This is a genomic window from Bartonella sp. PS7NMGDW (assembly GCF_042193585.1).
Taxonomy (GTDB): domain Bacteria; phylum Pseudomonadota; class Alphaproteobacteria; order Rhizobiales; family Rhizobiaceae; genus Bartonella; species Bartonella grahamii.
Genome location: NZ_JBHILX010000001.1, coordinates 32,043 through 51,517, shown reverse-complemented (window position 1 = coordinate 51,517; position 19,475 = coordinate 32,043). Strand labels below are relative to the sequence as shown.

13 protein-coding genes and 1 pseudogene are annotated in these 19,475 nt (G+C 38.3%); 9 read left to right on the top strand and 5 right to left on the bottom strand.

The window, feature by feature from the left end; genetic code table 11:
- The first annotated feature begins 143 nt into the window (after positions 1–143).
- Positions 144–914: a class I SAM-dependent methyltransferase gene (locus ACFIKJ_RS00220; RefSeq protein WP_375626043.1), complete on the top strand. Its 771-nt coding sequence runs from the start codon at positions 144–146 to the stop codon at positions 912–914.
- Between the two features lie 144 nt (positions 915–1,058).
- On the opposite strand, the gene ACFIKJ_RS00215 is transcribed toward ACFIKJ_RS00220, so the two are convergent.
- The 3 genes from ACFIKJ_RS00215 to tsaD all read right to left on the bottom strand — a co-directional run bounded on the left by ACFIKJ_RS00215 (position 1,059) and on the right by tsaD (position 4,340).
- Positions 1,059–1,739 carry a response regulator transcription factor gene (locus ACFIKJ_RS00215; protein ID WP_375626042.1) on the bottom strand — a complete coding sequence of 227 codons (681 nt, stop codon included), beginning with the start codon at positions 1,737–1,739 and terminating at the stop codon, positions 1,059–1,061.
- Positions 1,740–2,196: 457 nt separating this feature from the next.
- Positions 2,197–2,631 (bottom strand): EVE domain-containing protein, encoded by a 435-nt coding sequence (locus ACFIKJ_RS00210; RefSeq protein ID WP_375626040.1) that lies wholly within the window; start codon positions 2,629–2,631, stop codon positions 2,197–2,199.
- 614 nt (positions 2,632–3,245) lie between these two features.
- The gene (gene tsaD, locus ACFIKJ_RS00205) at positions 3,246–4,340 is read right to left on the bottom strand and encodes a tRNA (adenosine(37)-N6)-threonylcarbamoyltransferase complex transferase subunit TsaD (protein WP_375626036.1); all 1,095 of its coding nucleotides are present in this window, start codon (positions 4,338–4,340) and stop codon (positions 3,246–3,248) included.
- Positions 4,341–4,724: 384 nt separating this feature from the next.
- Between tsaD and ACFIKJ_RS00200 the strand changes: the two genes are divergently transcribed.
- From ACFIKJ_RS00200 to ACFIKJ_RS00185, 4 genes are all read left to right on the top strand, one after another.
- Positions 4,725–5,909: a COG4223 family protein gene (locus ACFIKJ_RS00200; RefSeq protein ID WP_375670133.1), complete on the top strand. Its 1,185-nt coding sequence runs from the start codon at positions 4,725–4,727 to the stop codon at positions 5,907–5,909.
- 11 nt (positions 5,910–5,920) lie between these two features.
- Complete coding sequence (locus tag ACFIKJ_RS00195) at positions 5,921–7,480, top strand: heme biosynthesis protein HemY (RefSeq protein ID WP_375670131.1); 1,560 nt, start codon at positions 5,921–5,923, stop codon at positions 7,478–7,480.
- Positions 7,481–7,626: 146 nt separating this feature from the next.
- A complete protein-coding gene (locus ACFIKJ_RS00190) occupies positions 7,627–8,373 on the top strand; it encodes a glutamine amidotransferase (protein WP_375626031.1) in 747 nt (248 codons plus the stop codon).
- Between the two features lie 422 nt (positions 8,374–8,795).
- The gene (locus tag ACFIKJ_RS00185) at positions 8,796–9,851 is read left to right on the top strand and encodes a DUF2125 domain-containing protein (RefSeq protein ID WP_375626293.1); all 1,056 of its coding nucleotides are present in this window, start codon (positions 8,796–8,798) and stop codon (positions 9,849–9,851) included.
- Positions 9,852–10,890: 1,039 nt separating this feature from the next.
- Here ACFIKJ_RS00185 and ACFIKJ_RS00180 read toward each other — a convergent pair.
- Entirely contained in the window at positions 10,891–15,600 is a 4,710-nt protein-coding gene (locus ACFIKJ_RS00180) for an NAD-glutamate dehydrogenase (protein ID WP_375653486.1), read from the bottom strand.
- Positions 15,601–15,874: 274 nt separating this feature from the next.
- Here ACFIKJ_RS00180 and ACFIKJ_RS00175 point away from each other — a divergent pair, with 274 nt between their 5' ends.
- The 4 genes and pseudogenes from ACFIKJ_RS00175 to rpsP all read left to right on the top strand — a co-directional run bounded on the left by ACFIKJ_RS00175 (position 15,875) and on the right by rpsP (position 19,074).
- Positions 15,875–16,531 carry a carbonic anhydrase gene (locus tag ACFIKJ_RS00175; RefSeq protein WP_375653489.1) on the top strand — a complete coding sequence of 219 codons (657 nt, stop codon included), beginning with the start codon at positions 15,875–15,877 and terminating at the stop codon, positions 16,529–16,531.
- Positions 16,532–16,761: 230 nt separating this feature from the next.
- Positions 16,762–18,330 carry a signal recognition particle protein gene (gene ffh, locus ACFIKJ_RS00170; RefSeq protein ID WP_375626291.1) on the top strand — a complete coding sequence of 523 codons (1,569 nt, stop codon included), beginning with the start codon at positions 16,762–16,764 and terminating at the stop codon, positions 18,328–18,330.
- A gap of 24 nt (positions 18,331–18,354) precedes the next feature.
- Positions 18,355–18,683, top strand: a pseudogene (locus tag ACFIKJ_RS00165) (chorismate mutase).
- Positions 18,684–18,699: 16 nt separating this feature from the next.
- Complete coding sequence (rpsP, locus tag ACFIKJ_RS00160; RefSeq protein WP_273787601.1) at positions 18,700–19,074, top strand: 30S ribosomal protein S16; 375 nt, start codon at positions 18,700–18,702, stop codon at positions 19,072–19,074.
- A gap of 135 nt (positions 19,075–19,209) precedes the next feature.
- Here rpsP and ACFIKJ_RS00155 read toward each other — a convergent pair whose 3' ends face one another.
- Positions 19,210–19,425 carry a DUF1674 domain-containing protein gene (locus ACFIKJ_RS00155; RefSeq protein ID WP_375651681.1) on the bottom strand — a complete coding sequence of 72 codons (216 nt, stop codon included), beginning with the start codon at positions 19,423–19,425 and terminating at the stop codon, positions 19,210–19,212.
- Positions 19,426–19,475 lie beyond the last annotated feature (50 nt).

The following is a 19,475-nucleotide window of genomic DNA, read 5'->3' as shown; positions in this document are numbered from 1 at the left end:
ATTAAAGCGCTTGTAACGCAAAATCATCCTGCTGTACTGATTTTTTGATCATTTAAGTTTAAAATATGAAATATTGAAATGTTCGCTATTGCGGAAAAAGAGCAGAAGTCCATATAAGTTTGGTATATGAAAATCTGTAATGTTTGAAATTTGTTTCTACATGGTATGTTGAGTTGGATATCGTTGCGCTGAAAGATTTTTATGCTTCTGCACTTGGGCTGCGTGTGCAAAAGACGCTGTGTGACCAATTGAATTTATGGTGGCCTGATCTTACGGATAAACGGATTATGGGGTTGGGTTATGCACTTCCTTATCTTTCTACATTGCGTGAACGTGCCCAACAATGTTTTGCTTTTATGCCATCTGCTCAGGGTGCTTTCCCTTGGCCTTGTGCTGAGCAAGTTGCTACAGCGCTTGTTTTTGAAGAAGATTTGCCGCTTCCTGATGCGTCAGTTGATTGTATTTTATTGGTACATGCATTAGAATATACAGAAAATTCATTTGAAACATTGAATGAAATATGGCGTGTTTTAGCACCCAATGGCCACTTGATCGTTATTGTACCTAATCGCTCTGGCTTTTGGGCGCGCAATATTACTACGCCCTTTGGTTATGGCGAGCCTTATAGTCGGCAACAAATTACTCGTTTGTTCGAAAAAACAAATTTTGTTTCTGGGCCAATACAAGAAATTGTACATTATATGCCCTCTACGGGTTATGTTTCGCGGTTGTTCTCATTTTTTTATGAGCCATTTGCACGCTATCTTTTGCCTTATTTTGGCGGACTCTTAATGTGTCAGGCACAAAAACGTGTTTATCAGGGGTTGCTGGTACAGCGTCGTCAATCGCGACGTGTTTTTATTCCTGCGTTATCACCACAAGTGCGAAATATTTTAATTTATAAAGATAATTAATCATTTTGCCATTGGCATAAGAACCGCAAATATAGAAGGATTTTCTTATTTTAATTTTTGCACATTATATGTGAAGGTTTTTTTCATCTCGTTTTTGTTTTCATTTAAGATATTAAAATTATTTTTGAAACAGTAAATCTCGAATTAAAGATTTAAACGATAACCATTTTGATCTGTTATGAGAATTTGTGCATTGGAGGGATCTTTTTCGATTTTTTGTCGCAAACGATAGATATGGGTTTCTAAAGTATGGGTGACAATATTTTCATTATAACCCCAAACTTGTTCTAACAATGTTTCACGGCTAACAATTTTATCATTGGCATAATAGAGACACTTAAGAATTGCTGCTTCTTTTTCTGTGAGACAGATTTTAGTGTTGCATTGATCAAGAAGAAGTTTTTGTCTCAGTTTAAAAGTATAGGGGCCAAGATGAAAGGTTGTGTCTTCATTTTGTTCATATTGGCGCAACTGTGCTCGAATTCTCGCTAATAACACCGCAAAGCGAAAGGGTTTTGTCACATAATCATTGGCGCCTGTTTCAAGATCTAAAATATTATCGCTGTCTGTATCATGATTTGTTATCATGATAATGGGGGCACGAAATCCTTGGATGCGTAATTTTTTCACGGCTTTGAAACCATCAAGATCAGGAAATTTAAGTCCCAAAATAGCGAGATCAATATTTTCTTCTTGGATTATTTTCATTCCCTCTTCTGCTGTTTTTGCTTGGAAAATTTCAAACTCTTGATGCATTTGCAATTGTTCTACTAAAACGGGGCGTAGATCATCGTCTTCAACAATTAAAAGAGTATAGTGGTTCATGTTTTTCCTTATAGGCATGTTGATGCACTGATTGGTAAAGAGTAGTTTCGTGAAAAATGAGATTTCATGCAAGAAAAATTAAAAGAGGAAAATTAAAAAAAGAGCGTTTGATTGATTCAATATAAACAGGTTGGGAATGAGATAATCCTGGGGTATGAGGGGTCTCATCCAACATGTAAAGCAATGAACACTCAATATGATGCGTGTTTTAAGCGTGAAGAGAACTGTGCAACACTTAACACATATACACTGTTTAGGAGAATTTCACGGTTATTTTTGTTTTTTCGTTGCATTTGTGTGCGAGGGGGTTTTGTGTGTGATGTTCGTGGTGTTGCTTATTATAATCGTTGAGTAAGCTTTGCCTTTAGCAATACCGAAAAGATGCATCATAAAGAGGTTTTTTGTGCAATGCTATGAAGCATCTTTTTATATGAGTTAATGAATAAAAATTATTGTTTCAAGATACAAGCATTTCCCTCTTAAGGTTGCCCATCAAACAGACTTCTTTCCATTCATCTTCTGTCACGGGTTGCACTGATAAGCGGCTGGCTTTAACCAGCACCATATTTGCTAGTTTGGGATTGGCTTTAATTTGTTTTAATGAAACAGATGTTGGCATGTCACAAAGTGCACGGATATCCACACATTCCCAGCGTGGATCAGAGCTTGTAGAATCAGGGTGTGCTTCAGCACATATTTCTACAATACCTACAATTTCTAAACCTTTATTTGAGTGATAAAAAAAACCTTTATCGCCATATTTCATGGCGCGCATATTATTACGGGCTTGATAATTTCGTACACCATCCCATTGTTCGCCATTAACTCCTTTTTTCTTTTGCATCTCCCATGACCATTTGTGGGGTTCAGATTTAAAAAGCCAATAAGCCATGAGTTCTCCTTTTTCATAGACTGTTATGCATTCATCATGTGTATTTTTATAAGCATCTTTGTAACACCATCAACGATGATTTTTAAAATGGGGTAAAGAACGGGCATAATCTGTTTTTTCTTGTTTCAAAATAACGTGTAGCAGAGAAACGCGATCCATTGATATTTCACGTTGTATAAAGGTATTTTGCTCTTTGCTTATCTTTTCAGCTATGGCTTGAAATGCGTTCACTATAAGAGTTTTTTGGAGAAAATTAAGAAAATTGATTCTAAAAAGTTTTAAGATTACAACGGCAATGAAACGAATAGATGATCAAAGATAATGAGGTCAAAGAATGGCTTTCATATCTATGCTTTGTGGGAGAGAGTAGATCTTATTATGCCGTAAAATACCGTCATTTGAAGTGTAATGATATAAGGCAGTTTTTTGAAACATAAAGTTTTTTAGAATGTGTGGTGAATATTTAGGTTTGCGTGTCGAGCTTTGGGTTAAGTGAATTGTGTGAGTGGGAAGCAGGTGGAATCCGCTCGATAGAAAGTTCGGACTATCTATAGACCGAATTGAGTAGAAATCTTCGTTTTTTAAGATGTGTGTGGGGGGGGACGTCAATTTTATTATGCTTTTGTTCCACGGCGTCCCATTCCGATCAAGGGCGTGGCTTTTTCATCTAATGGCCAGCGTGAGCGGGGTGCAATGTCGAGAGAGCTTGTTTCTCCTCGTGCGAGTTTTTGTGCACCGGCAAAAGCAATCATTGCAGCATTATCGGTACACAAGGAAAGAGGAGGGGCTATAAATTCAAAACCATGTTGATGGGCAAGTTCTTGCAACGTAGAACGAATGGCTTGGTTTGCGGCAACACCGCCCGCGACAACCAAAGCAGGAGAACGCTTTCCTTGATTATGAGAGAGAGGATATTGGTGGGTAAAGTGTTGTAGGGCTAGGTGAATACGATCATGTATCGTATCGGTTACGGCGGCTTGAAAACTTGCGGCAATGTCAGCAATATCATTTTCTGTAAGAGGAGCTATGGCTGTTGCGGCTTGTCGAACAGCAGTTTTTAGTCCGGAAAAAGAAAAATCTAACCGTTTTTCACCTTTTAAAGGTCGTGGAAGGGGAAAGCGATTTTTATCACCAAATAAAGCTGCTTTTTCAAGTGCTGGTCCACCAGGATAAGGAAGACCTAAAAGTTTTGCAGTTTTATCAAAGGCTTCTCCTAATGCATCATCAATGGTGGTTCCTAAACGTTGGTAGTTGCCTACTCCATGAACAATGATTGTTTGTGTATGACCCCCTGAAACTAAAAGTAATAAATAAGGAAAGCTGACGCTGTGCGTTAAGACAGCTGTTAAAGCATGTCCCTCTAAGTGATTTACCGCAATAAATGGTTTGCCAGTGGCAAGAGAGAGTGCTTTTGCGCTCATAACGCCTACCAACAATCCTCCTATCAAACCAGGTCCACTGGTGGCTGCAATGCCATCAATATCTTTTAATTTTGTGTTTGCTTCTGTTAGTGCTTGCAGAATTAAATGATCAAGAACTTCAACATGGGCACGAGCAGCAATTTCAGGAACAACACCACCGTAAGGTGCATGGTGATCAATTTGGCTCCAAACAACATTGGAAAGAATTCGGCTGTTTGATTCATTGTTATATTCAATGACAGCCGCTGCCGTTTCATCACAACTTGTTTCTATTCCTAGAAGACGCATTTTAAACAAAACCTTATATTGAAGCTTCTTTCCTGTGTGCGTATCATGAACAGAAAAAGATGCAAAGTATTTCTCTTAGAATTGATTTTTCTATGAAAAATATGTGTTTTGGTATTTTCTTTGAATTTCATGATATTGTTGATTAAAAAATAAAGCTGTATTTTTGAGTATAAAATGCAAATGTGTTTTTAAAAACTTGTCTATTAAAGTCTATAATTGTAAATATTATTGAGAAAAATGAGATTTGGAAAATTTTTATAAAGTTATACTCTTTATAAAAAGAATGTAAAGCAAACGAAGATATTTGAGAAAAGCTTCATTTTTAAAACTTTTTTCATTTTATTATTTTATCATTAAAAAAAGTGTGCACAAAAAGTGACAGAGATGGTCGATTCTTCAAAACCAAAAGTTAAACCACATTATGCTGGTACGCGCCGTAAGAAACCAGTTATTGAACATGAAGCTGTTCTCCATGATTCAGAGGAAAAAATCCACAATTCTGTAGAATCTCATGCGCGAGAAAAACAGAATATGCAAGGTCAGGATAAAAGTACCTCTAGTACAACTTGGCTTTTTTTGTCCCTTTCTGGGATTTTGGGGGGATTCATTGCTTTGGGAATTTTTATGGGGCTTCAATGGGCTGGTTTTTTTCCTTCTCCTTTTGTGGAAAATTCTGCTGGGGGGGGAAAAGCTTTGCAGATTGCTGAAGCCGCAAAAAGTCAAGGTAAAGACACAAAGGAACAATTGAGCCGGGTCTTTAAAGAAATTGATATGTTAAAAACAGAGTTTTCTTCTTTTTCATCACAACAGTTTAAAACAACGAAAAATGATGAACTATCGAAAGAAGAAAGCAAAAAAGCTTTTGCAATTTTAGAGGAAAAAGTAAAAGCTCTTGAAGAAACTGTACAAACTTTTGTTAGAGAGTCGAAAGAAATAGAGACGGCTTTGTCTGTTGGGCAGAGCAATGCAAATGATCTTGCTGCGTTAAAACAAAAGTTAGAAACACTACAGGAAGAAACTGCTGTTAAAAATAGTGAGAAAAAAGAAATAGATACCGCGCTCTTTACCGCAATTAGTTCATTAAAAAATGCTGTAGAGCGTGGTGGATCTTATAATAATGAATTAAAGCTGTTACAGCAATTATCGCCTTCGATTGATGGACTTGATGTGTTGCAAAAGACAGCTACTGTGGGTCTTCCAAGTTCAGCACAACTTTCAGTTGATTTTGCTCATGTTGCCGATGCAATTGTTGGTACGCAAAATCTTGTTGCGTCAGATGCTGGTTTTTTTGACCGAATTTTAGCATGGATAAAAGGGCTCATTGTTTCGCGACCGATTGGAAATGTTGAAGGGATGACGCTTGGGGCTATTGCGGCACGCATGGAAGTTGCCATTCAAGCTGGTGATTACGAAAAGGCTTTGAGCGAATGGCAATCATTGCCTCAAAGTGCAAAAGATGTTTCAATGGATTTTGTTAAGCAGCTTGAAAGACATATTGCTATTCAACAGTTGTTGCAGCAATTGTTATTGTCTGTGCAACAAGGATCTTTTAAAGCAACAAAGATGTAAATAGGCCCAAGATGATACGTGTTTTTATTTATATTTTTGTTGTTTGTATCCTCGGTTTAGCTTTCACGTGGGTTGCTAATCACAATGGTATTTTTGTTCTCACATTTTTGCATTTCAGATTTTCTGCTTCATTTCTTACAGTGTTAAGTGTGCTTATTTTGTTTTTTGTAACGCTGGTGCTTTTATGGTGGTTATTGTCTTTCTTTTTTTCTATACCAAGTACTCTTTCCAATTATTTGTATAAACGCCATAAAAAGCGCGGTTATGAAGCTCTTTCAAAGGGGATTCTTGCAACTTTTGCTGGTGATAGTATGGTTGCGCAAAAAATGGAAGCACGGGTTGCTAAATATCTTGCAGGAAAACAAGAGCCATTGGTAAAATTCTTACAAGCGCAAACCTTGTCTTTACAAAATAACTCTGTTCGGGCCATCGGTCTTTATGAGGAGATGAGAAAGGAAGATCCAACAAAACTGGTTGGACTTTATGGTTTGTTTCGTGAAGCGATGAAGAGTAAAGCTTATGAGGCAGCGCAACAATATGCCGAAGAGGCACTGACTTTATCGCCAGCACTTTTATGGGCGCATCAGGCGGTGCTTGATCGGTTAAGTACTGAGGGTAAATGGGATAAGGCACTTACTATTTTTGAGAGAACGCAAAAAGCTCTCCCGCGTTCTGTTCGCGCGACTCCAGAGCGGCAGCATATACAGGTTTTACTATTAAGTGGGCAGGCACTTTCTTTGTTTGATACACATCCTGTACAAGCACGTGAAGCCATTTTGAAAGCCCATAAATTGGCGCCTGATTTTGTTCCAGTAATAGTTATTGCTGCTGATATTCTTTATAAGTTAAATGAAACGCGTAAAGCGGATAAAATGATTATAGCGGCTTGGCAAAAGAATCCTCATCCTGATTTGGGGACGCTTTATCTTGAAAGAGAAGAAGGAGCCATTGGGCGATTAAAAAGGGCTAAGACACTTGCTTCTTATAATAAAGATGCATTTGAATCGGCTTTCCTTATTGCTAAAGCAGCTTTAGATGCTGGTGAAACAGCATTAGCGAGAGAGCAGGCAAAAAAAGCATTACAGTATCATCCACGGGAAAGTGTTTATTTATTGTTGGCAGATATTGAAGAGGCACAGGGAAACAATCAAGGTGCTGTGCGTCAATGGCTTTCTTTAGCACTTCGTGCTGAACGTGATCCAGTATGGATGTGTGATGGGTCCATTTTTTCTTCTTGGTCAGCGGTTTCTCCAATCAGTGGACGTTTGGGCTGTTTTGAATGGAAGGCGCCTCCCTGTATGCCTTCTCTCACATTAGAGGCGGACAATATTGTGCCGAAAAAGCAAGACAAAGAGTATGTTATGGGAAAAAGTGATGGTGTTGAAGATAAGAAGCTTGAAAAATTAACACCTATAGACGATTCTCTTTTGCATAATGCGCAGGTGGAGAAACAAGATATAAAAGAACAAGATGTAAAAATGTTCAGTCAAACTCACTTAAATGTTGATGATCCAGGGGTGAAAACAGAAGAAGAAACATTTTTATCGAGGAAAAAATTTCGTTTATTTTAAATTGCACCAATGTGATAATACGAATGTTTTCTCAGAAGAAACAATTGACCTAGAAGAAAAAATATCGTTAGTCTTGTCCAATAAAATTATTCTCTTATGCTTTAAAAATGAAGTTTTGCTTGGTTGCAGAGGTGATTGGTTAAAAAATGTTTTTACATCAGAGATGTCTTGATAAAAAACAAAAAAATAACAAACCAAGGATTGCTGTTGTTATTCATCGGCGGTCTACCTATACTGGTCGTTTAGGAAAATTTTTACAACAAAATGGTTTTGTTCTTGATATTTATCGTCCTATTTTTGGACAAAAACTCCCTGATACATTAGAGCATTATGCCGGTGTTGTTATTTTAGGGGGGCCGATGAGTGTGAATGACAGCGAAGCCTATATTGGTGAGGAAATTGATTGGATTTCGTTATCACTAAAGGAAAATAAGCCTTTTTTGGGTATTTGTCTTGGAGCGCAAATGTTAGCGCGAAATCTAGGGGGGCGCGTTGGTACAAGAAGTGATGGGACTGTTGAAGTCGGCTGGTATCCACTAGAAGCAACCCCTCAAGGGAAGGAATTGATGAATTGGCCAGAAATGGTCTATCATTTTCATGATGAAGGTATTTATGATTTACCGAAAGAGGCAATGCTTTTGGCAACAGGGCATACATATCCTACACAAGCTTTTCGTTATGGAAACAATGCATGGGGTTTGCAATTTCATGCTGAGTTTACACGTGCTATGATGCGACGGTTAGTCGTGCGTTCGGCACATAAATTGACTGAAAAAGGTGCTCAACCTGCTTGTGCACATTTGAAAGGTCGTTTAATTTATGATCAAGCTTTAAGCCAATGGTTTGAAGGTGCATTACACCAGATTTTTTGTGTACCGACCGCATTTGTGTGAGTGTTAGAAACACTATTTATTATCGTTCTTGTTGTGCTGTAAAACAGTATCGTTTAAGGCAGAGATAGAAAACTCATGTAAAACTTTACACATGAGGTATTTTTTGTTAGAAAGTGTAATGGATTTTCTTAAAAAGATCTTGGTGGGTGGACTTATGAGATACTGTACTTTAGAACGATGTATAGGAACTCCTTGAAGTGATCAGTAGATAAAATCCGGTCGATTAAGAAGTTGGATTGTTTATAAACTGACTGTGGTTAAGAATCTTTGTCCTTTTTAGGGTGGGGAGGAAGTTAAGAGATAAAGAAAGTTTTAATGTTGTCTAAATCCTTTCAAATACCGTCATCACAAAAGAGATTTTCTTTGAGCTATTTAATTTGTGGGCTCCTTTGTCTTGCTCTGATATTTATTTATAGCGCACTCTGGTTTTTTTTTCACGTAAAATAGAAGAGCAAGTTTCTGATATATTTGCAAAAGCGTCTTCCTATAATATGGCGGCGGTATGTGAGAATGTGCGCAAGGATGGTTATCCTTTACGTATCGGTGTTGTTTGCGACAATTTTCAATTTTCTTGGCCTTTACATGGGGTTTCTGTATCGACGGGGCGTTTGACAGCTGGTGCACCAATTTATGCACCTCATTTGGTCGAGTTTAATGTTCATTCTCCTGCATCAATTGTTTTTTCCGGACAAACTTCCATAGTATCGCGTTGGCGCAATTTGGTTATTGAAACAGAACCTTATTGGAAAACGGGTAAAACATTGAAGTTTATAGCTGAAGGGCTTGAAATTTCACCTCTTTCCTCTTCCCTTGAAGATCAAAAGCCTCAAGAAGCATTAGGAGAACAAACAACAGATAAAAAAACGACACAGGAAAATGTAGAAGATCAAGCATCTTTGCAAAATACGCATGACATGATTACTCAGCCGTTAGAGACAAAAGATATGCCTCAAAAAATAACGGCAGAATTTTTGCGCTTTGATCTGAAACATGAAAAGAATGATTTGTTGGGAAATATAACTTTTGACGGTTTTGATGTTTCTCTAGTTTTTACATCTTCTTTTGTTGATGTCCCAAAAATTGATGGTAACTTGAAAGTGATTTTAAATGACATCTCTTTTTTGTCTGAAGATGAAGGGAAAAATTGGCAACAGCGACTGTATGGAAAAAGTGGGCTTTTAAAGCAAGGTGAATTGACTTTTCATACAGGTGGTGGGTTACGTATTAGTGGACCTTTTTCTTTTGATGAAGAAGGATATTTGACAGCAGAATTCGAACTTGTCCATATTCAGCCCATGAAGCTTCTTAACACTTTGCAGCGCTTATTTCCCGCGCAGGACAATAATCTTCAAGCGTTATTTTTTATTTTGGGTGCACTGCCTAAAAATGCCGATGGCGCTCCCGTTCTCCCCTTGCTCATTAATAATGGGTGGGTAAAATTAGGTTTTTTAAAACTTGGTCGTCTCGCTCCACTTTAGGTTTTGTACCCAAGCCTTTTTTCATTTTTACCACCAAATTTCGATTTTTTCTGATTTTTACACTTTTTTTGCAATTTTAGAGTGTCAAAATCTATTTTAACAAAATGCGTATTTAATGGTAAAAAAATAGCTGTAAAAATAAAAAATTACCACTTACTCCTAACTAATCCCACCTCTTTTCACTTAGTACAAAATCTTATGTCAAACTACATATAGCAACAGTGTTTGTGTGGAAAAAGTGGCATTTTAAAGTATGCTGAATTGCCTTTTTATACAGGTAGTGTGGTGCCGTGTTAGGAACCTTTTTTCTTTATGTATGGAATTTTGAGCATATTGCAGATGTCTGTTTAGAGTGACCTTTGAAATAGGTAAAACAGCTTAGTTGGATGAGAATATGAAGTTGTAAAGAGGAGAATGGACGTCCGTTTTTACTGTCGTTTTTTATTCGATTTCACGTATTTCAAAAGCAGTTACAGTCATATCTTTTAAATAATGGATTAAGCATATCCTTTTGTTTCTGATGTTTTTTAATGCAGCCATATGTCTTCCACGTAAAACAGAATATATTTGTATTGCATATTTACGCATTTGTTAAAAAAATATTTCTCAGTGCTTTCTATTTCACGATGTTGCCTATGAATGGTATAATGATAAAGCCATTAAGCACCACCATCTTTTCGTTTATGGAGTAAGAAGCTAGAAGGGGGCATTTAGTTCTTTCTTTAATGTTTTTTATCTATACGCTTTTCTCATTTGCAATATGCAAGGGGCAATGCGTTTAATTGATTGAATATAAACAGACTTGAAATAAGAAAAACTTAGAATATCAGCTTCTCCTTCAACATAAAAATAATAAAACTATGATTGTAAATCAATATATTATATTTTTATGTTGAAGGATATTTGACAGTAAAATTTGAATTTATTTTTTATTTTAAGCGCTTTGTCTCAAAATGCGGGATAGCGCTTCCGTTCTTCCCTTACTAATTAGTCATGTATGGATAGAACGGGAGATTGAATGGGTTGTTTTGTATCTGCTTTAGGTTTTAAAGCCAGTATTTTGAAGTTGAGAAATCAATCCTGCTGCAAAAGTAAAACGAGAAATATTGAGATCATTTTCAATAAGGGCACTAATGCGGTTTGTAATGTTGTGAATATGATTTTCTTCTGTTTTTTTCCAAGTGTCAAAAGGATCTTTTTTCTTTCCATAATTTTTGAGGATTTTCATAACGATTTGCCGTAAGCTTTCAGAAACATTTTCTTTGGCTTGGCTTAAAGCCATACTATCATAATAATCTACTACAGGAATTATACGACTTGCTTCGTTAATGCGGTTTATACGAATGATTTGTGCAAGTGAAAAATAGATCTCTGCGGTTTTAATAAGATCACTGTTGCTTTTTTTTGCAATTAAAGAAATATCACAGATTGTTGAAGCAGCTTCTAAGAGAGCTAATTGCTTCGCTAATGCTTTTGGTGCTCCCTCTTCGCTGTAGTGTAATGCTTTTTCCTCAATCTTTTGCTTAATATCGTTGTCGTGAGAATGCATAAGCTCTTTTTCAATAATGCTACGGGCTTGCTTTATTGTTTTTACGATTTCTTCTAATGGACGTGAGAGATCTATGTTGTGTAAACCCCAACTGGTTGTTTCAAAGAGCATTGGGGTCATTGCTGCGTAGAATTTGTTTTGGACAAGACCGGGTATTTTATTATCAAGCTTATCAATTTGCTCAGACAATTGAGGAATTTCAAAACCATCGCGAATGGCAATGAAAACGCGAATAATATTTTCAGCTTTTTGTTCTGTTGCATCGTGTAGTCTATTAACAAAAGTGGGGCCTCCACGATTTACAATATCGTTGGCAATCAGCGTTGCTATAATATTACGACGCAATTGATGGTTAATGACTTCCTTCTTAAAATTTTCTTGAATTTGTGTTGGAAAATAGTTCAGCAAGGTTGTATTGAAATAGTGATCATCAACAATGGGGTTATTAGCAATTTCTTCTTTTAAGGTTAATTTAGCATATGCAAAAATAACAGCGAGTTCTGGACGGAGAAGACCTTTGCCTTGGGTTGTTCTTTGTCGTAAAATTTGCTCATCAGGGAGTATTTCAACTCTACGATCTAGAAGCTTTTTTTGTTCCAAATCGTGCATAAAGCGTATTTGATAGGGCAAATCAGTAGTGCTTTGATTTTCCGCCAAAGAAAGAGCAAGGGGTTGTAGATAATTGTTGCGCAAAACGAGTTGCTCGACTTGAGGTGTCATTTTTTTCAAGAGCTTATTGCGATCTTCGCGGGTTAACGTTTTGGCACGTAGTGCTGATGCAAGAACAATTTTGAGATTGACCTCAATATCAGAACAATTCACACCAGCAGAATTGTCAATGGCATCCGTATTGCATCGACCACCATTTAAGACATATTCAATCCGTCCGCGTTGTGTAACACCAAGATTAGCCCCTTCGCCAATAATTTTTGCACGCACTTGCTCTCCGGTAATGCGTATCGCATCATTCGCACGATCACCTACTTGGGCATCATTTTCTGTTGCTGCGCGGATATAAGTACCAATGCCGCCGAACCATAAAAGATCAACAGGGGCTTTGAGAAGAGCAGATATAATTTCAAAGGGTGTTCCTGTTTGTTTTTCGAAACCAATGGCTTGTGCTGCTTCAGGTGAGAGAGTAATGGTTTTTTCTTTTCGTGAGAAGATACCACCGCCCTTTGATAATTTGCTTTGATCGTAATCTTGCCAGCTGGAGCGAGGAAGTTTAAAAAGGCGCATACGCTCTGCATAGCTTTCGTCTATGCTTGGATCTGGATCAATAAAGATATCGCGGTGATCAAAAGCGGCAATCAATTTTGTTTGTTTGGAAAGTAGCATCCCATTACCAAAGACATCGCCAGACATGTCTCCAACACCGACACAGGTGAAGGGCGTTGTTTGAATATCCTGATCAAATGTTTCTCTAAAATGTCTTTTGACAGCTTCCCATGCACCTTTGGCTGTAATACCAATGGCTTTGTGGTCGTAACCTGCTGAGCCTCCAGAGGCAAAAGCATCATCGAGCCAAAAGTGATTTGCTTGGCTGATGGCGTTGGCGGTATCAGAAAAAGTTGCTGTTCCTTTGTCTGCTGCGACAACAAAATAGGGGTCAGGGTCATCATGACAGATGACATTGGGGGGAGAACTTATTTTGCCGTTAATTAGATTGTCTGTGATTGAGAGCAAAGCTGTGATAAAGTCTGTATAAGCTTGTTGTGCTGCTTCTATAATGAGAGCACGGTCATTTGTTTGGGGAAGCCGATGGGGATAAAAACCCCCTTTTGCACCTGCAGGAACGATAACTGCATTTTTAACTTGTTGGGCTTTGACTAAGCTGAGGACTTCGGTACGATAATCTAATGCGCGGTCAGACCAACGAATGCCACCACGAGCGATAGGTCCAAAACGCAAATGTACCCCTTCAACTTCCGGTCCATAAACAAAAATTTCTCGGTAAGGGCGTGGTTCAGGCAAATCCTCAATTTGGCGCGGATTTAATTTGGTGGCTAAAATACGCCGTGGACTTCCATCGTCAAGAGGCGTAAAGGCATTCGTTCGTAAACTCGCATCGATAAGGTTGCAATAACGGCGTAAGATGAGATCATCATCTAAACCAGACACTTTCCGTAATTTTTCTCCAATACGCTTTTGAATAACCTGTTGGCTTTTTTCCCGTTCTTTTTCTGTATGGCTTTGGTGAAACTTTAAATGAAATAAAGCATAAAGATCTTGGGTAATGTCAGGATAAGCATTTAAAGTTTGGGCAACGCGATCTTGCGAATAAGGAATACCAGCTTGCTGGAGATAGCGCCCATAATGGCGCAAAATAACAATTTCATGCCAATCAAGTTCAGCTGTTTGGGTGAGTGCATTAAAAGCGTCATTATCAGCATTTTGTGCCCAAATTGCCTCAAAGGTTTCGGCGTGTTTTTGACCGTTTTTTTCAAAATCGATATAGAGCTGGAAAGTACTTTCCAGCTGCATATCATGAAGATACACAGAGTGCCCATAGCCATCTGGTAATTCAAGGGTTTGTTCGGCAATAACGCGAAACCCCATGTTTTCAAGGAGTGGTACGCGTTTGGAAAGGGCAAGAGCTTCATGGCGGTGAAAAAGCCGAAGAGAAATAGTACGTTTTTCTTTATTTTGTGTGTGATAAAAGTTCACGAAAAGGGGCTTCTCATCATGAAGATTTAAAATATGTCCTGCATCGTTAATAGCGTCTTCAGCTGAAAATAAATCACGATAGCTGTTGGGAAATTCGCTGGCTAGACGTGTTTGTTGCTCTGTTGTTTTCTGAGTAAGAGCGATGGCTTGAACGCTGTCTTCCCAACTTCGTGCAATCGAACGTACATGTTGTTCAAGTGTGGAGCGCTCGTGAAGGGGAACAGTCTCGTTTCCTTTGCGATGGATGATATAATAGACACGTATAAGGGTGCTTTCCAAAAATAGCGGATAAGATTCAAAAAAGTCGCCTTTATAGAGCTCAACAAAATGTTCGCCAACTTTTTCACGCAGGCTGCTGCTATATTGGTCACGCGGTACGTAGACAAGGATAGAAACAAAGCGCCCAAAAGAATCAGTGTGGGCAAGAACCCGTAAACGTGGGCGCTCATCTAATTGTAGAATAAGTTTAGTGTTTTCTGTCAATGTATCAACATCAGAGCGAAACATTTCATCTCTTGGATAGGTTTCTAAAGCACTGACGAGTGCTTTTCCTGAATAATCGGCGTGATTGTGTCCAAGACGTTGAATAATAGTTTGGGCTTTTTCTTTTAAGAAAGGAATTTGCAAAATAGAACGTGTATAAGCTGAGGAGGTAAAAAGCCCTACAATGCGTAATTCTCCACAGAGTTGTTTTTCTTTATCAAATATTTTAAGACCAATATAATCGAGCCAGACAGAACGGTGAATTTTGGAGCGACTGTTAGCTTTTGTCACGATAAACAGATTATCGCTTTCCATGAAGGATAAAACTTCTTGAGGAGGTTCTTTCATACTTTCATCGTCAACAATATGAATAGAAGCATCCGTGAGTATACCAAGTTCAATATTACTCGCTGTAAAGGATTTTAGGGGTTTTTGGTCTTTGATGAAGTTGTAAGTGCGCATACCAAGGAAAATGAAATTATCGTCCATTAGCCAGTGAAGAAATTCAATAGCCTTTTCACCTTCTTGTTTGTAGTGCGGGGGAAGGCTTATTTGGTAGGCATGAATATGCTTTTTAACTTCTTCAAGCATAGGTTTCCAGTCTTGTACAGCAGCATTAACCTGTTCAAGAACTAAGATGAGTTCATTTTCAAGTTTTTGTATTTGCTGTTTGTTTAATGACTCGATGTGAATTTGCATCAGACTGATGCGTTTTCCAGAAGTACAATCAAGAATAGGGTGCGCAATTAAATAGATATGGTTTTTGTGTTGATTGAAAACATTTAAAATAGAATCGAGAAGGAAGGGTTTGTTATCATTGACAAGCGTGATAGCGGTTATAGGCTTGTTATTACGGGTCAAATTTTGGTCAAAGTAGATAGTATTTTTTCCCGTCTGATGGAGATTAAAAGCTTTTACTGCGATGGCTGCGGCTTTTTGAAGTTCTTTATTTTCGTAATAAACAATATCTTCTTCATCTGTTTGAGCAAAAAGGATTTCTTCTATTTTATCTTGGGTGTTTTTTGTTTCTGTTTTTTTTTGTTGCAACACATTCACTCTCCCTTTTTGCTCTTAGGGGTCTTCTCTTCATCTTTTTAAAAGCAGACCATTATATTTTTGTATACTCTAACACCTTCTTCTTGAAGAAAATAGCTCTTTATTTGGAAAGAATGAGTTTGTTTTTGCTATTTTTTAGTAATAGTTTGTACTCTAAAGAAATATTTTGCGTCAAAGAAAGGGCACTTTTAGTATTTTTGTATGTTAATAGTTTGTTTTTTAAAATATACAAAATGAAAGTAAAAAAAGAAGCAAAAGTAAAGAGAGAATGGCGCGTTTACCAGAAAGACTTTTAAGTGGTTACCAAAACTTTATAAACAATCATTTTTTATATAAAATAGCAGATTATCAGCAATTGGCGATTGAGGGGCAGAAACCTGAAGTTTTGGTCATTGCTTGTTGTGATTCGCGTGCAGTACCAGAAATGATTTTTGATGCTAAGCCAGGGGAAATTTTCACCATGCGCAACGTGGCGAATGTGGTTCCTCCTTTTTCTCCTGATGACCAATATCACGCAACATCAGCAGCTCTTGAATATGCTGTGCAATTGCTTAAGGTGAGACATATTGTCGTTTTTGGTCATGCCCATTGTGGAGGCATTCGTACTGCTCTTAATGAGACATATAAATCTTTATCATCAAATGATTTTATTGGTCAATGGATAAGTCTCTTAGCACCAGCAGCAGAAATCGTTTTGAATAATAAGTCGCTGTCGTGGCCAGAAAAACAGACGGCATTAGAGCAGCTTTCTATTCGCCATTCGTTGAGAAATTTAGAGACGTTTCCGTGGATAAAGCTTCGCAAAGATCAAGGTTTTTTGACATTGCATGGGGTTTGGTTTGATATCTCTAGCGGAAAATTATGGAGTATAGAACAGGAAACAGGTTGTTTTATGCGTGTTGAAGTTGAAAGTTTTGAAGTATAGTATTTGCTGTTTTTATTTCTTCGTATAAAAAGACATTTTATGATAAAACTTGACAAAGCTGGGGTTTTATTGTTTGAAGGAGCAAGCTTTCAGTGACAAAATTAACTTGGAGCCACCGACTGAGACCCCAGTTTAAGGGTATAAAGAGATCTCAGAGGTCAACATCCGACGGCGCGATGCGTTCTCGGATGTTATTTTGGTTTGTTTGTTATGCAACAATGAGGTAAATGATGTTTGAATCCTTGCAAGAGCGACTTGGTTCTATTCTGTCTCATTTGACGGGACGTGGCGCTTTATCGGATCAGGATGTTGTAGAGGCGCTGCGTGAAATTCGTCGCGCTTTATTGGAAGCTGATGTTGCTCTTGATGTTGTACGCTCTTTTACCGATAGGGTTCGGGAAAAAGCTGTTGGGGCCGAAATCGTTAAATCAATTAAACCAGGCCAAATGGTGGTTAAAATTGTTCATGATGAATTGGTTCATATTCTTGGAAATGAAAGCGTTCTGAGTGATTTAAATGCACCAGCTCCAGTTGTTATCATGATGACTGGTTTGCAAGGTTCCGGAAAAACAACTACAACAGCAAAGCTTGCAAAACGTTTTACTGATAAGCATAATAAAAAAGTTCTCATGGCGTCATTAGATACACGCCGTCCCGCTGCACAGGAGCAATTGCGCCAATTGGGAGAACAGGCAAAACTTGCAAGCTTGCCTATTATTGCGGGTCAGCTGCCTGTTGATATTGCATCACGTGCCGTGCAGGCTGCTAAATTAGGTGGTTATGACGTGCTTCTTCTTGACACAGCAGGACGTAATCATATTGATGAAGCTTTGATGCTTGAATTGGCTGAAATTAAAGCATGTGCCCTTCCTCATGAGATTATGTTGGTGGCTGATAGTTTGACGGGGCAAGATGCCGTTCATCTTGCTCGTTCTTTTGATGAGCGTGTAGGGATTACAGGGATTATTTTAACACGGATGGATAGTGATGGGCGTGGTGGCGCTGCTCTTTCTATGCGTGCTGTTACAGGTAAACCAATTAAAGCAATTGGAACTGGTGAAAAAATAGATGCCTTAGAAGAATTTCATCCCAGTCGTATTGCTGATCGTATTCTGGGAATGGGGGATATTGTTTCTTTGGTTGAAAAAGCTGCTGAAACAATGGATCATGAGAAAGCTGCTGCTTTTGCAAAAAAAATGCAAGCCGGAAAATTTGATCTGAATGATCTTGCAGAACAGTTGCAGAAAATGAAAAAACTGGGTGGAATGGGCGGTATTATGGGCATGTTGCCAGGAATGGGGAAGGTCAAAGAGCAGATTGCGGCTGCGGGGTTTGATGATCGTTTGTTTGATCGTCAATTGGCCATTATTTCATCTATGACACTGCAAGAGCGGGCGAATCCAGAGCTTTTAAAACATAGCCGCAAACAGAGAATTGCTAAGGGATCTGGTACAACGGCAGCTGATATTAATAAACTTTTAAAGATGTATCGCCAAATGGCTGATATGATGAAAGCCATGGGTGGTAAAGGAAAAAGTGGTTTGATGGGAAAAATGTTGGGAGGACTTGGTTCCAAAATGGGTTTTGGTGGTATGGGAAATTTGGGGGGGGATTCTCCAGCTATGCCTGATTTGTCAGGATTGGATCCAAAGCAATTCTCAACGCTTCAAAAGCAAATTGAAAATGGTAATGGAGAGAAGTTCTTGCCCGGACTTCCCAAGCGTGGACCTATATTTCCTGGTCTTTCCAATGGCATTGCCGATAGGGGAAAATTTCCTCAGCATCCTAAGAAAAAATAAGATGTGAAGAGGGAAAGGAATATGATGCAGGAAACAGTATTAAAAGAATTAGCACATTTACGAGCATCTATTGATAATTTTGATGCAACTTTGATTCATATCTTAGCAGAGCGTTTTCGTTGTACGAAAGCTGTTGGGCGCTTAAAAGCGCGTTATGATTTGCCTAAAGTAGATCCTCTGCGTGAGCAATATCAGGTAGAGCGTTTGCGGCAATTGGCTATGGATAGTGATCTTGATCCTGATTTTGCTGAAAGATTTTTAAAATTTATTATTAAAGAAGTTGTGAGTCATCATGAAGTTATTGCTGAAGAGCAAAAAACAAAAAAGTCAATTTAAACGAAAGCCAGAGCTGACAATAGGAGATAAAATATGGCATTGAAAATTCGTTTGTCCCGTGGAGGTTCAAAAAAACGTCCTTATTATCATATCGTCGTTGCAGATGTTCGTAGTCCGCGCGATGGGCGGTTTCTTGAGCGTGTTGGTGCATGGGATCCAATGTTGCCTAAAGATGGACCGAGGGTAAAACTTAATGAAGAACGTATCCAATATTGGCTTGGGCAAGGGGCTCAACCAACAGATCGCGTTTTACGGTTTTTAGATGCAGCTGGCTTGAAAAAGCGTCCAACTCGTAATAATCCACATAAAGGTGAACCGGGTAAAAAAGCACAAGAACGTATAGCAGCAGCAAAGCAAGCGGCAGAAGAAGCAGCGGCAGCGGCTGAAGCAGAATCTGCTTCAGCATAAGAAGCATGGTTGTTTATCAACGTGTCTTTAAAAGCTTTAGAAAAATAAATATTATCCGTTTTTGTTTATCAAAAACGGATTTTCTTTAAAAAGTGGCTTGTTTAAACAGCGCTGGTTTTTTAAAAATCAATGGTTTTAAAAGTCAATAGCGCGGCCTTTAATTTCCCAGTCTCCATAGCGGGAAGGGTCTTTTCCGCCGCGTCCGCCGTTTTCTAAAGGTTGTTCTTTTTTTGCTGCGCTTTTTCGCCTTTCTTCAGCTTCTTTAAGGGCGCGTTGTGCTGCGGGAGAAAGAGATTGCTGTTTAACGACATTTGCGTTTTTTTTGCTTGTATTCTCATCTTTTTTATTCATTTTACACCTATTCCATTGAAGAAGCAGAAAGAAAACACCATCATATAATA